Genomic DNA, 18,946 nt, shown 5'->3' on the forward strand with positions numbered 1-18,946 from the left:
TCGTAAAAAATTAATTCCTATTTTTGAAAAAAATGCAGACCTAAAAAGTGTCCGGATAAATCCGGAATGGGTGTCCGAATAAAACAGAATGTGCAGCAAGGAATGGAACAATATCGGGAGCAATTGAGGTGGCTTTTAAAAATTGACTTTATGACGTAGGAAGGATAGAGCAGGTCTATTGAAATTGAGGGTTGGATGCTGCCGGATTGTGGAATGACGAAGTTCGAAGCTAAGTGAAGTAGATTGAGACCGTTACTCTTGCGTGGGGTGACGAAGTGGTTGAATGCAGCGAGGGAGTGATGAGTAAGGAACGAACGAAGAACAACCGAACGTAATGAAACGACTGCAGGCACATGGGTAAATTGCAAAAAGCATGACAGCCCCGTAGCCGGTGGCGACCAGCAGGCGAGCCTAACACTGGCAGCGGATGGACTGAAAGCGGCTGAAACGAATGTAGCCGGAATGAAACGAAAGGTGTTGAGCTTGCGAAGCCCTGAAGTGAAATGCAGGCGAAATGAGTAAAGCGGCTTGAAGAACATTGAGAGCTGCCGTGACGATGACGATTGAGCGCAAGGATTGTGACAGCCTTGCGATAGCAACCCGAAGGGCGTTGTAGCTTTTGCCTTAACCTTATAATTGAACACATAAGGCAAATGCTATAACGGGCTGGCGTAATACTTGCCGAATGAGGAAGAGGAACACCTTATAACCTGTTCGGTATAACTGCGCGGGCAGGTTTATAATTAAAACATACCGCTTAAGTAAAAATAGGATATTGGGGAATTGGAGTAAATGGAGAACTTACTTCAATTGTGATTTAAGGATATTATATAATTCAGAAAGTTCCTTATGTGATAATGAAAACAATTTATTTATAATTGATGAAATTTTAGCATAATCATTGAAACTAAACATGAGATTATAATTTTCATGTTGAAATAGATACCATTCTGCAGGAAACGCAGATATATCTATAAATTCGGTTGTTTGGGGTGACATTAAGGATTGATTACCAAATGCTCTACGAGTATTATCAGAAGAAATTTTTATAATTGAATTTCTTTTTAGAAGCAATGACTTTGAATGATGCAAATTTGTTATAGCTAATCTTTTATTGGAATCGATAAGGATTCCTAAATCTTCAAATTTATATTCAAAATCAAGAGATAACCATTGCCATGACCTATGGTCGTTGCCCGTTAATCTTTTTACTATTCTATCAGTTGTTAAATAAGGATTACGGTCATATTCTTGAAGTTCTGATTCTTTCAAAGAACTAATATACCTTAACCATGCTGCAATTTCAAAGCCTATTTCTAATTTATCTTTAACTAAAAGGTATTTAGAAATTTTATCTTTTGAGTCTGTCCAATAGTTATTAATACGAGCATGACCGCCAATGCAATGTTCGCCATGACAATCATCTATATGCTTATTAGTTCCACAAAGAATTGACTTTTTGCGTTTCGATTTTTTTGGATTGTTTTTATCCCTGCATTCAGAAGTTTTAAAAGGTTTGTATAAACGTTCAAAATGCAGTAAAAGATAATACTCAAATGAAATACTTGTAAATGCAATATTAACTTTAGAACCATTGATTTCTATAGCTGCTGCTTCAAATGCCTCTTTACGCGCTGGGTGATTATCATGGTCGAAAACAGTCCAAACTTCATTATATGTCCCGTCTCTCAACTCTTGTTGCCCTTCTAAAACCCATTTCAAAGGAAGCGGTATCTTCTCTTGTTCAGGTTCCACCCCTACGGATGCTATTTTTACTTGTCTCTTTGGTCTAACAGCTTTATGCTCCGTAATTACTTCAACCTCCTCAACTCCTTCTTCTTCTGATTCATCAACTTTGGGTTCAGGACTAATCTTTATTTCAACATCACCAATATTATATACTCCATTAAGAATTTCATCTCTAATGGAATCAAAAAAACGAGGTTCTGTACTTTCACCCTCACAGATTATCAGAATTGTTTGCTTTATCGATTTGGCCATCTATAAAAAGTGATTCAAGTGATTTAATGTTGGGAATACCTCCGAATTTACCTGCTAAATACCATTTGTCAAAAGGAGTATCTTCTCTAACATCTGGAAAATCTTGCAAAGAGTATAAATCTGAAATACCGTATTCATCTTTATCAGTAAACCAAACCTGGTCTTTTCGAAATAGTGTTCTGTCCAACAATATTGGGTTATGGCTTGTAAATATTAATTGAGAATTATGCTTGTTTATCCTTTCGCTTTGAAATAGGCAAACAAGTAACTTTGAAAGGTAAGGATGTAGGTTTGTGTCAATTTCATCTATAAATAAAATTTCACCAGATTCAAGGGCTTGAATAATACGACCACCTAAAGCAAAAATAGTATTAGTACCTTTAGATTCTTCTTGAAAAGGCAGAGGTTCATCATTTCTAATTAACTTTGATTCTTCAAAAAGAGAATGGTGACCGGTCATAAAATGCTTATTATCCTTAATAAATTGAGCTTTTATGGTATTTGGAATATCTGTAGGAAAATTAAATTTATCCTCACTTAACTCTTTTATGTTTATACTATTTAAACCTGTATCGGCAAAGCCCAACAATTCATTCATTTTGGTTAAAAGATTAGAATCGTTAGCTATTTTTATTCTCATTTCGTTAAATAATTGAATTATTTGACGCGAGTTACCTGCATTGATAATATCGATTTTTGTTAGAAATATATAAACAGGTGTTATTATTTCATGTGGGATTTCCTCGCCAAACTTTGATAATATTGCCTGATTATGAAAGACTTCAATATCTTTGCCACTTTTAAGAGAAGCACCGAACTTACCAAAATGAGTCAATGAATTATTAGTATCAGGAATAACTCTTGTAAAAAGATTAGCTTCTTTTTTATTTGGGTAATAATTTAATATTTCTGTTAACACGCTTTTTCTATCAAATACAATTTGATATGTGTATTTAATATCATCTTTCCCCGCAAATTCTATTTTAAAATCAACCGGAGAATCCTTTGTTTCGGTAGCAAATTTAAAAGGGTCATAGATAGATATTGCCTCACCAGCTTTGGGTTTTAATTCACCAATAAACTTGGTTATTTCAAACATCGCTCTCAATAGGTTTGATTTACCAGAAGCATTAGCCCCAAATAACATAGCTGTTTTTAATAATCTTACCTCATCCTCACCTTTTGCCAATGGCTTAACAAAAACATTCTGCTCTTTTGATTTCGAGGATTCTGCAACCAAAGAAAATGTCTTTCCATTTTTAAAGGAACGATAGTTCTTAAGTTCGATATTGAGTATCATGATGTGTTTTTTGTAATATTCATGCAAATAAATGCATTTAATTTGGAATAATCATCATTTAAATCAAAAATAATGCAAATATCATCAGAAGTAAAAGTGATAATTTAGCATAGATAAAATGGAATATTTACCCTATTTCAGATAAATCCTCTATTTCCCCAATTAATTAAAAATTAGATTTCTTTACGTTTGATTTTCTGTATTAATTCTTTGGCTTGAATTGTTAAATCATTACCCTCCAATGTTGTTATAAGTTGATTAGGGAAAAATTTGTTATACCATTGTTCTTTTTTCTCCCAACGCTTTTTATAAACGCTTTGTTCCATTAAACCTAAATGTTCCCAATAGTATGTTTTACCTTTCCATTGGATAGTAAAATCAGGCAGATAAAATGTTCCATCAGATGCAAAAAGTGGTTCTTCATACTTTATAGATTCGATTCCACTTTCAAATAACATATTGGCGATAATAACTTCTGATTTAGACCTGACAAAGTAATTTATTAAGGTTGAATGTATTTTACCTTCTTCATACCAACCGCCAATATTTAGTAATTCCTCATTTAAAGGATTAAAATCAAATACTGAAGAGTTTATTAATCGTAGACGGGATTTCTCCGGTCTCATCATTGACATTAAATTAGTAAAATCACCTTCAATAAGAACTGTTAAATGCTTTTGAGCCCTTGTGATTCCGGTATATAATAATTCTGTTGAAAGTAAAGTCTGCTTAGATTTCGGAAGAATGAAATAAATTCTTGAAAACTCGCTACCCTGTGCTTTATGCACAGAAATTGCATAACCTAATTCAATATTGTTTTCGACTTGACTTTCGCTGGAAAACTCGATAAAATGATTTGGCTTCTGTTCAAATACAACCTGGAACTTTTTTAATTTATAGTTTCGTTTTTTGTAATGTTCCTTGTCAAAGGTGTGTATTCTAACTGTACCTAACTCCCCATTGAAAACATCTACACGAGATTTACACCCAGCTTGCATATCATAGGAATAATACGCATCGGATTTCGCCCTATTTCTAAATTGAATTATTTTATCAAACACAGTAATACCCGAAAGATTACCCTTGTGTTTTATATTGTTTTCATTGAAAAGGTTCTGTATAATAAGATTGATGTTATCTGTACCGTATAATTCACCTCGATATGGAGAAATAATCTGATGCTGCTTTAAATCATTTACCTTGTCAGCTTCATAATCAGACTTAATAACATTTGATAGTTTCTTTTCCAGGTCTTCATCATCCTGCCAAGTAATTACCCGCAAGTCAGGTAATACATCTTCTTCTGATTCCTGAATTAATTTTAATAAATCTTCTCGTTTATGCTTTTCATTTATTTCTGAATTTTCCTGAATATATAGTGAAGCCAAATCTAAAATACCAGTACCTTTTCCCAAGGCTTTATTCTCCATTTGCCTAATATTGATGTGGAGTTTGCCGTAATTCTCAGGGAAAGTCTTTATGATATAATTTATAATGTCAGAAAATACTTTACCCCTGCCTATTGGAGGTAATTGATTTGGGTCGCCGACGAATATAATTCGACGAACCACATCCCAATCTATTGCTCTAAGAAGGCCAGCCATTAAATGTAAATCAATCATTGAGGACTCATCAATAATATAAGTCGTATAATCATCACACTTTTCACCACCTGATTGCTTTAATGTCCAGTTATTAAAATTTAACCAATTATTACTTGTGAGAAAAGAATGTATTGTTGTAGCAACTTCACCAGTTTTATGTCTAATACGGTCAGCAGCCTTACCTGTAGGAGCAAGTAAACAGATTGATTCAGTTTGACCGGAGGTGAATTTTATTGCCTTAATAATCGCTCTTATAACTGTTGTTTTACCCGTACCTGCTGAACCGGCAATTACACTGCAAGTTTTAGTGAAGATTTGAGAGCATGTTTCAATTTGACCTGTAATTGCTTTTTCGTAATCAGTTAAGGCATTTTTAGCTAAATCACTGCTTGTTACAAATAGTTCATTTTTCCACTTCTCATCAGAAAATGGTTTAATTAGTTTCACATCTCCTCTGCCAATTATTTCCTTAATATTTTCCTCGATAAAACGCTCATCGTGGTACACAGCATTTAAAAACAAGTATGTATCATTGTCTTTGGTTTTAAATGTTATGGCTTCCGCTATATTATCTTTATCAAAATCAATAAAACCTTCGTTAAAAACTTCCTTTTTCCATTCCGGAAAGTGTTCTAATTTTTTATTTAAACGTTGTAAAACTGTGGCCTGATTAACAAAGGAATGAATTGTTTCGTGTTTAAGTTCGTTAACAATTAAGGCTCTTAATCTTCGCCAATCATTTTTTTGATAAAGCATATCCACACCTAAATCGGGAGAGGGCAAAACGGCATGGTCTATTTTAGTAAATGAGATTTCGTCTCCAATATCATCACCAATGTATTGTTCTGAAATTATGTATAGATTATCATTTATTTCTGATGTGCCAGAAACAATACCATTTGAAGCCCTATTATCATCAATTATTTTGGAAATTTGGTCTTTTGTAATCGCTATTCTTGATACTAATTTAGCTAGCTTGCGTATGTTATCATCTTTAAGTTTTGTATACCAATTTCTTTGGTAAACACGCAAAACTGGTTCTTGTACGCCACTATCTTTTAAAGAAGATAAATCTTTGTTTTCAAAGAAAGTAAAGATTTTATCGGCTGTTTCTTTTGATTTATTGTTGTTAGACTGCTTATAATAATAGGATATTAATTCGTTGCAATCTAAATAATCAAGAAGAGCCGCTATTCCGGGATATGCACCTCTATTTATCCATAATTCAGATAAAAGAGATTGCAACCATTTTTTTCTTACTGCCCAATTCTCAGACTCTTCCTTTATGTCAATCAAATACTGAGTAAGTTCAATAAGTCTCTCGATATAAATTAAGGCATCATCATCGTTGATGTGCTTGGCTGCATATTTAAAATTATTGCTCTGCTCTGGTATGTATAGTAGTTTATTGAGAACATCTTCATTGTCACTGTATTTGTCAAAAGGAATTTTAAAACCCTCATCAGGATAATGAGAAGTTATTGGCATCTGCCAAATAAAACCACCTGCATAACGTTGTCTGTTTTTTTCACTGACATTATCGTAATACATTATCTCACCAACTTTCTTTAAGCGAGCAACACCAACTAAAACATATACTTTATTGTCATCCTCGCTAAATGGATTGCTCTTATTTGCATAGTAAAAAACTAATGATTTATCATTTGTCAATCCTTCAAAGAATGTTTTGGCATTGGCAAGTTTTTTATTGTAGTCGTAGTCTTTATCCTTGTACATCTCTTCGTAAGGCCATGTACAGGCTGTGGCAGGAGGCATATCATAGAAATAAGGTACTGAATCATCATAGAAAAATTCAGGAGGTGTAGAAACGTTTTTTATTGTTTCAAGGCCAAAAGCATTGATGCTGTTGGAACATGGCACAATCTTATCTGTTATTTTTGCACATGAACAGCCTGCAATTTCTCTCTGTGATTCCCAGTTAATATCTCTATTTTCAGCTATGTGAGCACCAGGATACGATTGTTGTCCTACACAATAGGTGTTATTTTTAGGATTGGTACAAATATGACCGTTCCATCCGTCATTATGCCATGCCAATCTAAGGGATAAATGTTTTGCCATTGCTTATATGTTATAAAAACCACAAATTATCTTTTCCAATATTAGTTGGAATTGTGCCTGTTGTGAAATGGGGGGCGATTTGAGCCACCATTTCTGGGTATTTGATTGTAACAGGTAAATTCTGCTGTTTTACGGACTTCCAATATATACGGCTAAATTGATATACCTGGTCTATTAAACCGTTTATTGTGGATGTTGTCAATAATGAGCTATCGGAATGACATTTTATTTTCAGCTTTACCGGAAACGGATAACTTTCAATCCTTCGAGTATTATTGTCGGAATAGCGTGTATTGTTGCAAAGCAAATAGGTACTATTGCCTAAATTTATGTAACGACCGCTGTAAGGCATCTTTTCTTTAAAATCATCATCGAATACAACGATGTCTTCTGATTCTGTTTTATTGATTGTTACCACAAATACAGGAACATCTACGCCAATATTATAAAGCATGTTTTCAATGATTTCGACCTCATCTTCCCTCATATCTTTATAATAGTGAATTACGAGTCTTTCGAGATTTGCAATCGTATTGCGATAAGCAATGATTGCAGATTCTATGGAACCAACCAACTCTTTTAATTCGTCTTTGTGGAAATATTCAAATGAGTTAAAAGCTCCTGTATTATCGAATGAAAACGCAGAGCCTATATATTGAATGTTTGTGTCGGTATGTTTGAAAGCTCCTACACCAATAATGAGTTCGCGATATTCAGGAACAGCAATGCGCCAGGGAGTTCCTCCAAGTTTGGCGTTTACTGCAATGGCAATGTTTTGTAAAGTGTAGGCAAATGCATCTTTGTTTTTTTCAGCATCGGATTGTAGTACCGCTAACATTTTATCTGTTTCGATACATTGAGATGCAATATTCCTTTTTAACAATGCCTCTTTTACTTTGTAATACACATTGCGCTGCTCCTTGACTTTAGCGTATTTACCAATTGGCGTAAGGTAGATAGCTAAAAATTTTCCTGAACTAAAATCCTCGGCATCGAGTTTTCCCTCTATTTCTTTTAACGGATTTTCGGTATTCTCGAAAGCAAGGTTATAATTTTTGGGAGCTAATGATATTGGTACATTCGTGTACTTATATAATCCACCAAATGCTTTATATCCTTTACGCAAGTGAATTGTCAAATCGTTTGTGCTACTAATATGTTCCTGGGGAACAATAAAAAACATTTGAATATTGTTGTGACGAGGTTGTTTAAACGGCCCATTGTTTACACCCCTTTGTGGAATTATGTCAGTTTTGTTTTTACCGAAAATCAACTGTTTACTGTCCGGGCTAGTTTTACCCGGTTGAACTATTGTAAAATTATCTGAAACCGGGATAATAGCTTTAAATTCTTTTGGTGACAGGAATTGTTTCTTAAAGCCGAAAATTTTCTTCAAATACTTGGTGTAACGATTTTTCTTTTGGAAGGGATTTTCGTTTTCTTCTTCCTCATCATCATCGTAGCCCAAAAATGCCCCTATGCGGTTATTAATTATTGGATATACATTATTGTAATCAACCTGTTCGCCTTTTTCTATCCATTCTTTTAAACGTTCCATTTTAGTCACCTGCATTTTCTGGTGTTCGTTTTCATCGCCATAATAGGTAATGTAAACAACCCTAATCAATAAGTCTGATGGATTTACGGTTAAGGGGGAAGTATTTTCAAATGGATTATTGTTTTTATCATCATTTTCGGATAGAAAAGCTGCTACCGATTTTTTGTAAACTTTTGCCTGCCGGTCGTAAGAAAGAACTATTTCGGGTTTGTTGAGAAAGTGATTGTAATTTACTTTGATAGTAAACCTATCATAAACAACACAGTCTTTTATATTTTTAGCAGTTGCATCTTTTGACCTTAACCATACTTGATTGTCTTTTATGAATGTAGGTTCAACCAGAATTTTCCTTGAAGTGAAATAGTACTTTATTGCTCTGTTGTAATATCGCTTAATAAATGAGAAGTTTTCTTTGCTAAATTCAATTGATAAAGGTAGAAAACCCTCCAATTCCCAATCAAACGAAGTGTAGATTGTATCTGCATTGGTAATCTCCGGGAATATCTCTTTAATGTTACTCGGGAATAACTGGTGGCTCAACTTAGTAAGTGAAACGCCTTCTTTGTCTTCATTGGAGAAATAGAAGATTTTGGGTTCTTTAGAGAACTCAAAGGCTAAAGTGTTAATAAAGAGAGATTCTGACATAAGCAATAATTTAATTCTTTAATAATCTGCCTCCCGAAATATCCCAGAACTTGTTGAAAAATGCACTTAGCTTTTCAATTACAGTTTCACGTTTTTTAGTGCGGTCGCCAGTTGCTGTAAACCTTGAAACAGGAGGTAGAACTTTAGTGATTGCCGTACCTGTTGTTTGCACATAACCATCGCGGAAAGCGTTATTTATAAAATTGTATGTTTCTTCTTTATTCAGATTTTCTTCTTCAATAATTTTGTCAATTTCTTCAACCTTTTTAGCGTCAACAAATGAATGCCAATCGTCATCAATATTTGAAGAAGGATTTAACGAATCAATAAAGCGTTCGATAAGGTCTTTTTTGTTACGAAGTTCAATACTTGAATCGATTGCTTTTTTGATGCTTATTACAATTTCTTTGTCTTTTAAGTGGCCTTCATGATACTTTTTAATCAGGGCTAAAATGTAGTCAATATTGATTTCAACCTGCTTTATCAGTTCCATTTCAAAGACAATATCATCGTTTACATTTTCGCTATCGCCTTTGTTTTTACCTCGAAATTCGTTGTACAGGTTGATGTACATGCTGTGATAATCCTGCACATCTCTTTCCGAAAGTATTTCATTACCTGCAAATTCATCAAATGTGGCAAGGATATTCTTAACCTTCAGAATGGCACTGTATAGCTTGATAAAATCCTTTTGGTTTTGTTCGCCAATAATCTGTTCCCCAACAGGGAATTTATCCTGTAAATCACTTACCAAATAAATATATCCCGGAACATCCTTTTTGCCATCTTTGTAGCCATTGTAGTATTCACTGTAAGTTTTAAGCAATACAATGCCTCCGGCTTCTTTATCGCCAAACAGGGCAATACTTTCGTTGGTTGCTTTTTCGAGGTTTCGGAAGCAAATAATATTACCGAATGTTTTAACGGAGTTAAGAATACGGTTTGTGCGAGAATAGGCTTGTAAAAGCCCATGCAAGCGCAGGTTTTTATCAACCCAAAGGGTGTTTAAGGTTGTGGCATCGAACCCGGTAAGAAACATATTCACTACAATAAGTAAATCAATTTTGCGGTCTTTCACCCGTTGAGAAACATCTTTATAATAGTTTTGAAATTTATCACTCGAAGTATCATAATTGGTTTTAAATATCTTGTTGTAGTCTTGTATGGCGGCTTCCAGAAAGTCTCTTGAACTTTGGTCTAAACGGCTGGTATCTTCAAGGTTCTCGTCCTGGATGATTCCGTTATCTTCATCATCAGCCTCGTTTACGCCAAAGCTATAAATGGTAGCAATTTTCAGTTGTTTATCGCTGGGTAAGTCCGCCATTTGGCTCTGAAACTCGGTGTAATATTTTTTAGCCACATCAATAGAAGCTACGGCAAATATGGCATTAAACCCGGCTAAACGGCGGTCTTTTAACTGGTAAAAGCTATTCCGTTTTGTTTTTTGGTCGAAATGTTCCCGAATGTACTTTACAATATTACTTATGCGCACGGGAGCTGCCAATGCCCTTTCCCTGTCAATGTCCCATACTTTTGCATCGGCAATATTTTCCTGCTCTTTCATGGTACTGATATAATCAATACGGAACGGGAGCACATTTTTATCGGTAATGGCATCAACTATAGTATAAGTATGCAGTTTGGTTCCAAATGCCTGTTCGGTAGTCCGTAAGTTGGGTTTGCTGCTACTGCTTGAGTTTACAGCAAAAATTGGCGTTCCGGTAAATCCAAACAGATGATATTTTTTGAATGCTTTTGTAATGGCTGTGTGCATATCGCCAAACTGCGAGCGGTGGCATTCATCGAAAATAATTACGATACGTTGATTGTATGAAGAATGGTTTTTGTGTTTCTTGATTAATACCGATAGCTTTTGGATTGTTGTTATAATGATTTTTGAATTTGGAGTTTCGAGCTGCTTTTTAAGAATAGCCGTATTGGTATTGCTATTGGCTGCCCCTTTTTCAAACTTATCATATTCTTTCATGGTTTGATAGTCGAGGTCTTTTCTATCAACCACAAATAACACCTTGTTTATAAACGGTAATTTGCTTGCTAATTGAGCCGTTTTAAAAGATGTTAGCGTTTTCCCGCTTCCGGTTGTGTGCCAGATGTAACCGCCTCCATCAATAGTTCCGTAAGTTTTGTAATTATTGGAAACAGTAATTTTATTCAAAATACGCTCGGTAGCTACAATCTGGTAAGGGCGCATCGCCAATAAAAGTTTCTCGGAGGTAAAAACACAATATTTTGTAAGCAGATTGAGTAATGTGTGTTTGGCAAAGAAAGTACGGCCAAAGTCCATTAAATCGGTAATAGGCCGGTTGTTGGCATCGGCCCACCATGAAGTAAATTCAAAGCTGTTGCTTGTACGTTTTCCTTTTTTTACTGCGCCATCACCCAATTCCCTGATATGCGTAAAGCGTGTGGTATTGCTGTAATATTTGCTGTAAGTGCCATTAGAAATTACAAACAGTTGCACATATTCAAACAAGCCGCAACCAGCCCAAAACGATTCACGGTTGTAGCGGTTTATTTGGTTGAAAGCTTCTTTTATATCTACTCCCCGTTTTTTGAGTTCAATATGAACCAATGGCAAACCGTTTACCAATATAGTAATATCGTAACGATTGGAACGCTGACCTTTGTCGATTACATATTGATTAATAACCTGCAAGCGGTTGTTGTGAATGTTGGTTTTATCAATGAGATAGATATTTTTTACTGTGCCATCATCGCGGGTAAGCAGTTGGATATGGTCTTCCTGAACAATAGTTGTTTTTTCCTCGATGCCATTATTTTGGTTGGCTATTTTGCTTTTGAAGAATTGCTCCCATTCCGAATTGGAAAATTTGTAATCGTTCAATAACTCTAATTGACAACGCAAGTTGTCAATCAATTCATCTTCGGAAGTAATTATCAAATATTCGTAAGCCTGTATTTGAAGCTGCTCAATAAACTCCTTTTCAAGGTCTGCCTCATTCTGAAAAGTTGTGTCTTTACGGTATAGCGGTTGATATTCGGCAACTACTGTACTTTCAGGGTTTTCGGCAACAAGAGCGTATTTATCCATTGTTTAATTCTTGAAATTCAATAATTTTTCTCTGTAATATTCATACTGCTTTCTGCGTGCCTCAATCTCGGCAGGCAGCCCAATTGATATATCATTTACCAAAGCATCGAACTTGTCTAATATGCCTACAATGCGTTCCTGTTCTGCCATGGGTGGAATAGGAATTTTGGCTTTGCTCAAACCAGGTGCATTAATTGACGAAATTTTACCTGATGATATAAAACTTTTTATCTGAGAACGAAAAAGATTCGTTTGTAAATAATAGGACACATACTTTGGATTCATTTTATGAGAATATGCAAAACAAGCATCGTGAATAACGACATCTGAATCTCCCAACCAAGCAACACCATTTCCAATATCTTCAATGGTTTCACCTGCCGAAACAATTACAACATCACCAGGGTGTGCAACTCTAAGTTTTGCAGCCAAATCAGGTTTTAAATAAGATTTAGCCTCCTTTGCCCATATTTTGTAATGTGTGTACAATTCTCCATAATGAATGCATGGAACACCTTCAGATACTATATCGTCTTTCACAAATCGTTTACCCCTGACAAACTCACCAACTTCTCCAAGCATTTTCCATTCTACCTCTTTCTCTATAAAATACAAAAGTTGATTGCGGTAAAAATTGTATTGGGCGCGACGCGCCTCCAGCTCCGCCTCCAGCTCCGCCTCCAGCTCCGCCTCCAGCGTGGTAAATTTGTCGAGAATTGAGACTATTTCTTGTTGGATGGGAAGTGGGGGGACAGGGATTTCTGTCGCTCTGACAATATCTGCATTAAGGTTCTGAACTGTACCAGAAGATGCTTTTTGTTTCCAGTAATTTTGAATATTTTCTGAACGTAATAAATGATATAAAAAGTTTGGATTTAAAGAATTTTCAAAATCTTGCATAGAAATCCATCCATCATGTATACAACCATCTATTGCTAATATATATGGTCTACCAAAACTCATTGAGTTTGAAAGAATAAAATCACCTCTTTTTAAAAACCTTGATTTATTAGCACCTTCTATTGTAATTTTGTCTTTTGTTGCAGTAATATATTTGCTTTTAGGTTCTACATCTCCAATTTTTATCCAAGGAACACCGTCAGGCTCAGCAGTAATAAAGTTTGAAATAGGACGAGGTGAAGCACCTCTCGTAATTTTCATTACTGTTCCAAGCTTTTTAAACTCCACACCATTAGGGCAAAACTGTTGGATAAGTTCCTCAATTTTACTCATAGATACCTCCTTCCAAATCGGCAACTATTTCGTCAATGGCTGTACGTAGCTTGTTTTGGCGAATTACAATTTCGGCAATATGGGCGTTGAGTTTTTCAATATCTACTTCTACGGTGTTATTTTCCTGCTCAACATAACTGCTTACAGCAATGTTGTAATCGTTTTCGGCAATTTCACTATTTTGTACAAGCCTACAAAAATGGTCTTCACTTTTTCGGTCTATGAATGCTTTTAAAATACGTTTGCGGTTGGTGTCGGACAATTTGTTTTTGTTTCCACCACGTACAAATTCGGCCGAAGCATCGATAAACAGCGTAGCATTGTCTTTTTTGCTCTTTTTAATAACAATAATGCAGGTGGCTATGGTTGTGCCAAAAAATAAATCGGGCGGAAGCTGAATAACTGTATCAATGTAGTTGTTATCAATCAGGTATTTTCTAATTTTTTGTTCTGCACCCCCACGATACAACACTCCCGGAAACTCAACAATAGCAGCCGTACCCGAAGTGGAAAGCCACGAAAGCATGTGCATGGTAAAAGCCAAATCGGCTTTGCTTTTTGGTGCCAACACTCCGGCAGGTGAAAAACGAGGGTCGTTAATCAATAGCGGATTGGCATCGCCTTCCCATTTAATGGAATACGGGGGATTTGAAACAATGGCATCGAAAGGCTCATCGTCCCAATGTTTGGGTTCAGTGAGTGTATCACCATGTGCAATATCGAATTTCTCGTAATTAATGTCGTGCAAAAACATGTTGATACGGCAAAGGTTGTAGGTAGTAATGTTTACCTCCTGCCCGAAAAATCCCTGCCTTACATTTTCTTTGCCCAATACCTTGGCAAACTTCAATAACAAAGAACCTGAGCCACAAGCAGGGTCATAAACCTTGTTTACCTGCTTTTTTCCTACCACTGTCATTTCAGCAAGCAACTCAGAAACTTCCTGAGGGGTAAAAAACTCACCTCCCGATTTCCCGGCATTGCCAGCGTACATAGTCATTAAAAACTCGTAAGCATCGCCAAAAGTGTCAATTGTATTGTCCTGGTATTCTCCTAACTTTAACCCTCCAATTGATTCGAGGATTTTAACCAGTTTCTCGTTTCTTTTCTGAACCGTTCCTCCCAGTTTATTACTGTTCACATCAATATCATCGAACAAACCTCTTAGGTCGTCTTCGCTTTGGGTTCCTTTAGCCGAGTTTTCTATATTCTTAAAAACCTTGCTTAGTGTTTCGTTCAAATTTTCATCGCTTTTTGCCTTCTTCTGAACATTTACAAATAACTCAGAAGGCAATATATAGAAGCCCTTTTCTTTTACGGTGTCAGCCCTTCCAAATTCAGCATCTTTATCGGAAATTTTGGTATAATCAAAATTTGTGTTTCCGGTTCGTTTTTCTTCTATATTGATATATGAAGTGAGGTTCTCCGAAATAAACCTGTAAAATAACATGCCCAGCACATATGATTTAAAGTCCCAACCATCAACACTCCCCCGAAGGTCATTTGCTATTTGCCATATTGCGCGGTGCAGTTCGTCACGTTCTTGTTCTTTTGCCATTAATATTTTGTTTTAAGTACAATGTTGTTTTCAATTAATTAGCTTACAATAGGTTGACCAATAGTAACTGGAACTGAGATTCTATCTTTAATTTCTTGGTATATTGGCATATCAATTCCTTCTGCAACCTCCATTGAAACTAAAAGAGCATAAGGAATACTATCTGTAAAGCTGTTTGCATCTTTACTACAATTTACTTTTATGTTTAAAGAATCACCATCAATAAACGCATGTGCTTTTGAATCTTCAAAGACTTCATGTTGTAAAGTCCCTCTTCGTACAGCTTGCCAATCAGCTTCCATTCTGTTATTTGCAATTTGATTGTTTGCTTCAAACCATAGTCGAGAAGTTCTATATCTTTGAGTTGTTGGCGATGTTGGAGTAAACCATGCTAATGTAATTGTTATTCTCCGCTTTATAGTTTGAGATGCCAGTGAAGGTGGTAATGGTAAACTGTAAACATGAGCTTCTTCTTCATTCAACTCGCCAAATCCAATAACGGTTGCCCGCTGTTCTGTACACTCCTTAACTTTATCAATATCTGGAAACCCATATCCCAGTAATTTGCTTTTTATTTTTTGTAAAAGTTGATTATCATAACCATCTAATCGTTTGTCAAGTTCTGAGCTTATATCACCCCAACTGCATCCGTGCACTAGCATTGCCTTAATTAATATTGCTATCATCTGGGATGGAATATTAACATCGTTTTCATTTATTAACTCTTCCAATACCTGATAACAGTAGTAACCTGAACGAGTTATTAATGCCGTAGCATTACTCGTACCAACCTCATGAATTGTTTTATTTAGGGTGTTGTCTGGTGCAGCAACTTTAAGCCCCGGAGGGGATTTATAAGAAGATGGACGAAGGATAGAATTATCTCCAAAATCGTAATCAAACATTTGTCTCCCACCATAATAAACCAAATCAGGTTTAATAGCTCTCCGATAGCCACCTCCTAATGCAGTATATGTACTTGGCAAAACTGTTGCATAAGGATTCAATCGTCTATCATTTGGATTAAAAACAGCATTGTCAACATGTAAAGCGCCAACAGTTAAACCATTTAAACTTTCAGCAGGAGACATTATTCTGCAATTGCGAGCATTATTTAAAACCTCCCGAAGAAAAATTTTCTCTTTCTCAATCGATTCAAGTGCATTAAATTCGGTTTGTGATATGGTTAGTTGTATCTCATTATAATGATTACCTGTACTAATAATAAATAGAACACGATATTTATAGCTCAACCAATCTAATAGCTTACTCCACGGACTCATCGAATTGTAAAACAACCTATCTCTATCGCCAATGGAAAGATTAACTATTTTTACACTTGGAGCAACTGCATCTAAATCACCTTCTCCTTCAAAAATTCTTCGCACAGCACGATGAACAGTATCAATAAGAAGACAATCGTTGGGCACATATTCATTTCGATGAAAATCTCTTTCATTAGGCCTCATTATAGGTCGCACATACAAAGGGGAGGATAGTGGTTCCTCATTTCTATTTAAATCCCCTCTCACAATAAGAGAACACATGGCTGTTCCATGTTTCCTTTCTTGTACTTGATAATACGACTCAAAATTATCGGGGTCATCAATTATTAATCTATTGTTCAGAATTTCATGCCTTGCAAATGGATATCCATCGAAAATTGCGATTACAGGATTACCACTTGGGTAAATATTATTATCTATTTCTTCAAGAACCTCTAAATCTTCCGGGGAGAAATGACTATCCATTACTATCTGACCTGAAGGCTTGAAATACATTACATTATCGCATTTTATTAATTCTGTATTTCTATTCGATAATATATTCCTTATTTCAATTGCTGGTAGTTCCGCCAAAATTGCATGGTAACGAATTTCTGAAATATCACAAACTGATATCACCCTTCCGCCTGAACTCGCAATTAGATTGGATACAGATAAATAACTACTATTTCTTTGCGCAACATTTGAACGATACCATAATTCTATTTCAAATCGTATGGTTCTATTTGGGTCTATCTGTAGTTCTTCTCCCCATAAATTAAGAATATTTGATTCTTCAAATCTATCTTGAACACCCCAACGCCTTATATTTTTTAGTAGCTTAAAAACTTCCTTGAATTTCCCTTTTCCTCTGTATACCCCACTCCTACAATTGAAATCAGGAGTCCTTACCCATAAGTCCCAGAGAGATAGAAGTTCAGTCATTGCAGCTGTGTTTGTAAAGACCAAATACAACCTACCAGACATTAGTTTGTCATCTTCTTTCTTTCCAATTTTATTAATTAAGTAAAACTCATTATCGGGTACTATATCTTCTATTTCAATTTCTCCTAACCATTCAAATCCTTCTACCTTTGAAACTGCAGCTGCGAAATCTTCTACACTGCCAATAGTTTCAAAGACCAAAACTTGTTCAGGGTCAATCCCTACATTAGTTTGCTGCACAGCAATTCTTTGAGCATCTAAATTGTTAAACAATTGTTGAAATACTGGAGATAACCGTTGACCTTGTCTTATAGAGGATGGAGTACTAAAATTTCCTCTACCGCTACCTAATTTACTTCTATTGGCAATTTCTTTGCTTGGAAAGAATAATAATGGTCTTTGTGCCATATTTTTATTCTGTTAGATTATTAGATTCAAATTTCATCGTCCTACTATTCCAGTTTTTTAATTCATCCGAAACAATTTCTTTTATATTCTCTTCTGGTAACAATAGAATATGTCTTCTTAAGATTGATAATCCAAACTCTTCTATTTCCGAATAATTTGAACCCAATAATTTCTTTGCGATTGTTTCACTGGCAAATTCAAAATTGACATTATGTTTTTGTTGAAATTTCTCAAGCCATAATGAAATATTCGCCCGAGTTGGCATTGGAAGGTTCATTCTGATTTGAAAACGTCGCCAGGCAGCTCTATCTAGCAGTTCAGGATGATTTGTTGCCCCAATAATTGTAACATGACTAGGCAAATCATCTATTTGTAATAACAAAGAACTGACAACTCTTTTAATTTCGCCTGTTTCATGAGTATCACCTCTCTCTTTCCCTAGGGTTTCAAATTCATCAAAAAATAATACACATTTCCGAGTACTTACAAAATCAATTAGTTTCCTTAGCCTAGATGCTGTTTCTCCTAAATACGCTCCTATTATGCTATCATACTTAACAACAAATAAAGGAATCATTAAAGATTCGGCTATTGCTTCTGCTAAAGAAGTTTTTCCATTTCCAGGTGCACCTATCAATAGAATACGATTTCGAGGTTCTAATCCATACGACCTTAATAAATCTACTCTATATTGTTCCTGGACATATTGCTCGCATAACAATATTATATCTTTAGGCAAGATGAGACTATCCATTTTCCTTTGAGGATGAATTTCAGTAATCAAATTTTCTGCCCTAAAATCATTTTGCACTCGATTAATACCATTATTGGCTGGTTGTGTAAAATCAGAAGTATTTCTAATTAATTCTGCCTCCAACTTGTCCGCAAGAATTGAGTGATTTTTACTTCTTTCTTCGGCAATAACAGCTTCGGCAATTTTTCTAACCATTGGTTTGTTGCCAGAAAGAGCGTATTTTATAAGATTCAATAATAAATCTGCTCGTGCCATTCTAATTATTTTGTACGATTAAAAAGTTCTCTAATATCAATATCTAGAACTTGAGCAATTTGATATAATGTTTCAACTGAAGGTTGGTTTTCATTGGTACACCACCTTGAAACTGTTGCTTCATTTTTACCAAGTGTTTCAGCTAACCATTTATTCGTTCTGCTTTTTTCAGCCAATACGCTTTTTAACCTATTGATTTGAATGCCCATGGTGTATAAAATTGATATTTTATGCAAATATAGTGATGTAATTTGATATTTATTCC

At 35.3% G+C, this 18,946-nt stretch carries 10 protein-coding genes; all 10 read right to left on the reverse strand.

Translation table 11 applies throughout. The features are described 5' to 3' along the window. Window positions 1-801: 801 nt before the first annotated feature. The 10 genes from EV194_RS12325 to EV194_RS12370 all read right to left on the reverse strand — a co-directional run bounded on the left by EV194_RS12325 (window position 802) and on the right by EV194_RS12370 (window position 18,890). Window positions 802-2,001, reverse strand: a complete 1,200-nt coding sequence (locus EV194_RS12325; RefSeq protein ID WP_132434349.1) for an RloB family protein — start codon at window positions 1,999-2,001, stop codon at window positions 802-804. Further along, complete coding sequence (locus tag EV194_RS12330) at window positions 1,961-3,301, reverse strand: AAA family ATPase (protein ID WP_132434350.1); 1,341 nt, start codon at window positions 3,299-3,301, stop codon at window positions 1,961-1,963. Before EV194_RS12330 ends, EV194_RS12325 begins: the two co-directional genes overlap by 41 nt. A gap of 173 nt (window positions 3,302-3,474) precedes the next feature. Further along, window positions 3,475-6,987: an ATP-dependent DNA helicase gene (locus tag EV194_RS12335; RefSeq protein ID WP_132434351.1), complete on the reverse strand. Its 3,513-nt coding sequence runs from the start codon at window positions 6,985-6,987 to the stop codon at window positions 3,475-3,477. A 10-nt stretch (window positions 6,988-6,997) separates the two neighbouring features. After that, window positions 6,998-9,190 carry a Piwi domain-containing protein gene (locus EV194_RS12340; RefSeq protein WP_132434352.1) on the reverse strand — a complete coding sequence of 731 codons (2,193 nt, stop codon included), beginning with the start codon at window positions 9,188-9,190 and terminating at the stop codon, window positions 6,998-7,000. A gap of 10 nt (window positions 9,191-9,200) precedes the next feature. After that, on the reverse strand, window positions 9,201-12,263 hold the full coding sequence (locus EV194_RS12345) for a type I restriction endonuclease subunit R (protein ID WP_132434353.1): 3,063 nt from the start codon (window positions 12,261-12,263) through the stop codon (window positions 9,201-9,203). Window positions 12,264-12,266: 3 nt separating this feature from the next. Beyond that, on the reverse strand, window positions 12,267-13,496 hold the full coding sequence (locus tag EV194_RS12350) for a restriction endonuclease subunit S (RefSeq protein WP_132434354.1): 1,230 nt from the start codon (window positions 13,494-13,496) through the stop codon (window positions 12,267-12,269). Further along, on the reverse strand, window positions 13,489-15,054 hold the full coding sequence (locus EV194_RS12355) for a type I restriction-modification system subunit M (protein ID WP_132434355.1): 1,566 nt from the start codon (window positions 15,052-15,054) through the stop codon (window positions 13,489-13,491). The genes EV194_RS12350 and EV194_RS12355 overlap by 8 nt, the downstream gene beginning before the upstream one ends. Window positions 15,055-15,092: 38 nt before the next feature. After that, a complete protein-coding gene (locus tag EV194_RS12360; RefSeq protein ID WP_132434356.1) occupies window positions 15,093-17,672 on the reverse strand; it encodes a S8 family peptidase in 2,580 nt (859 codons plus the stop codon). Between the two features lie 4 nt (window positions 17,673-17,676). Further along, window positions 17,677-18,681 (reverse strand): AAA family ATPase, encoded by a 1,005-nt coding sequence (locus EV194_RS12365; RefSeq protein WP_132434357.1) that lies wholly within the window; start codon window positions 18,679-18,681, stop codon window positions 17,677-17,679. Window positions 18,682-18,686: 5 nt separating this feature from the next. Next, a complete protein-coding gene (locus tag EV194_RS12370; protein WP_132434358.1) occupies window positions 18,687-18,890 on the reverse strand; it encodes a helix-turn-helix transcriptional regulator in 204 nt (67 codons plus the stop codon). Between the last annotated feature and the right edge of the window lie 56 nt (window positions 18,891-18,946).

It is taken from the genome of Natronoflexus pectinivorans (genome assembly GCF_004345615.1).
In the GTDB taxonomy this organism is placed as follows: Bacteria; Bacteroidota; Bacteroidia; order Bacteroidales; family Marinilabiliaceae; genus Natronoflexus; species Natronoflexus pectinivorans.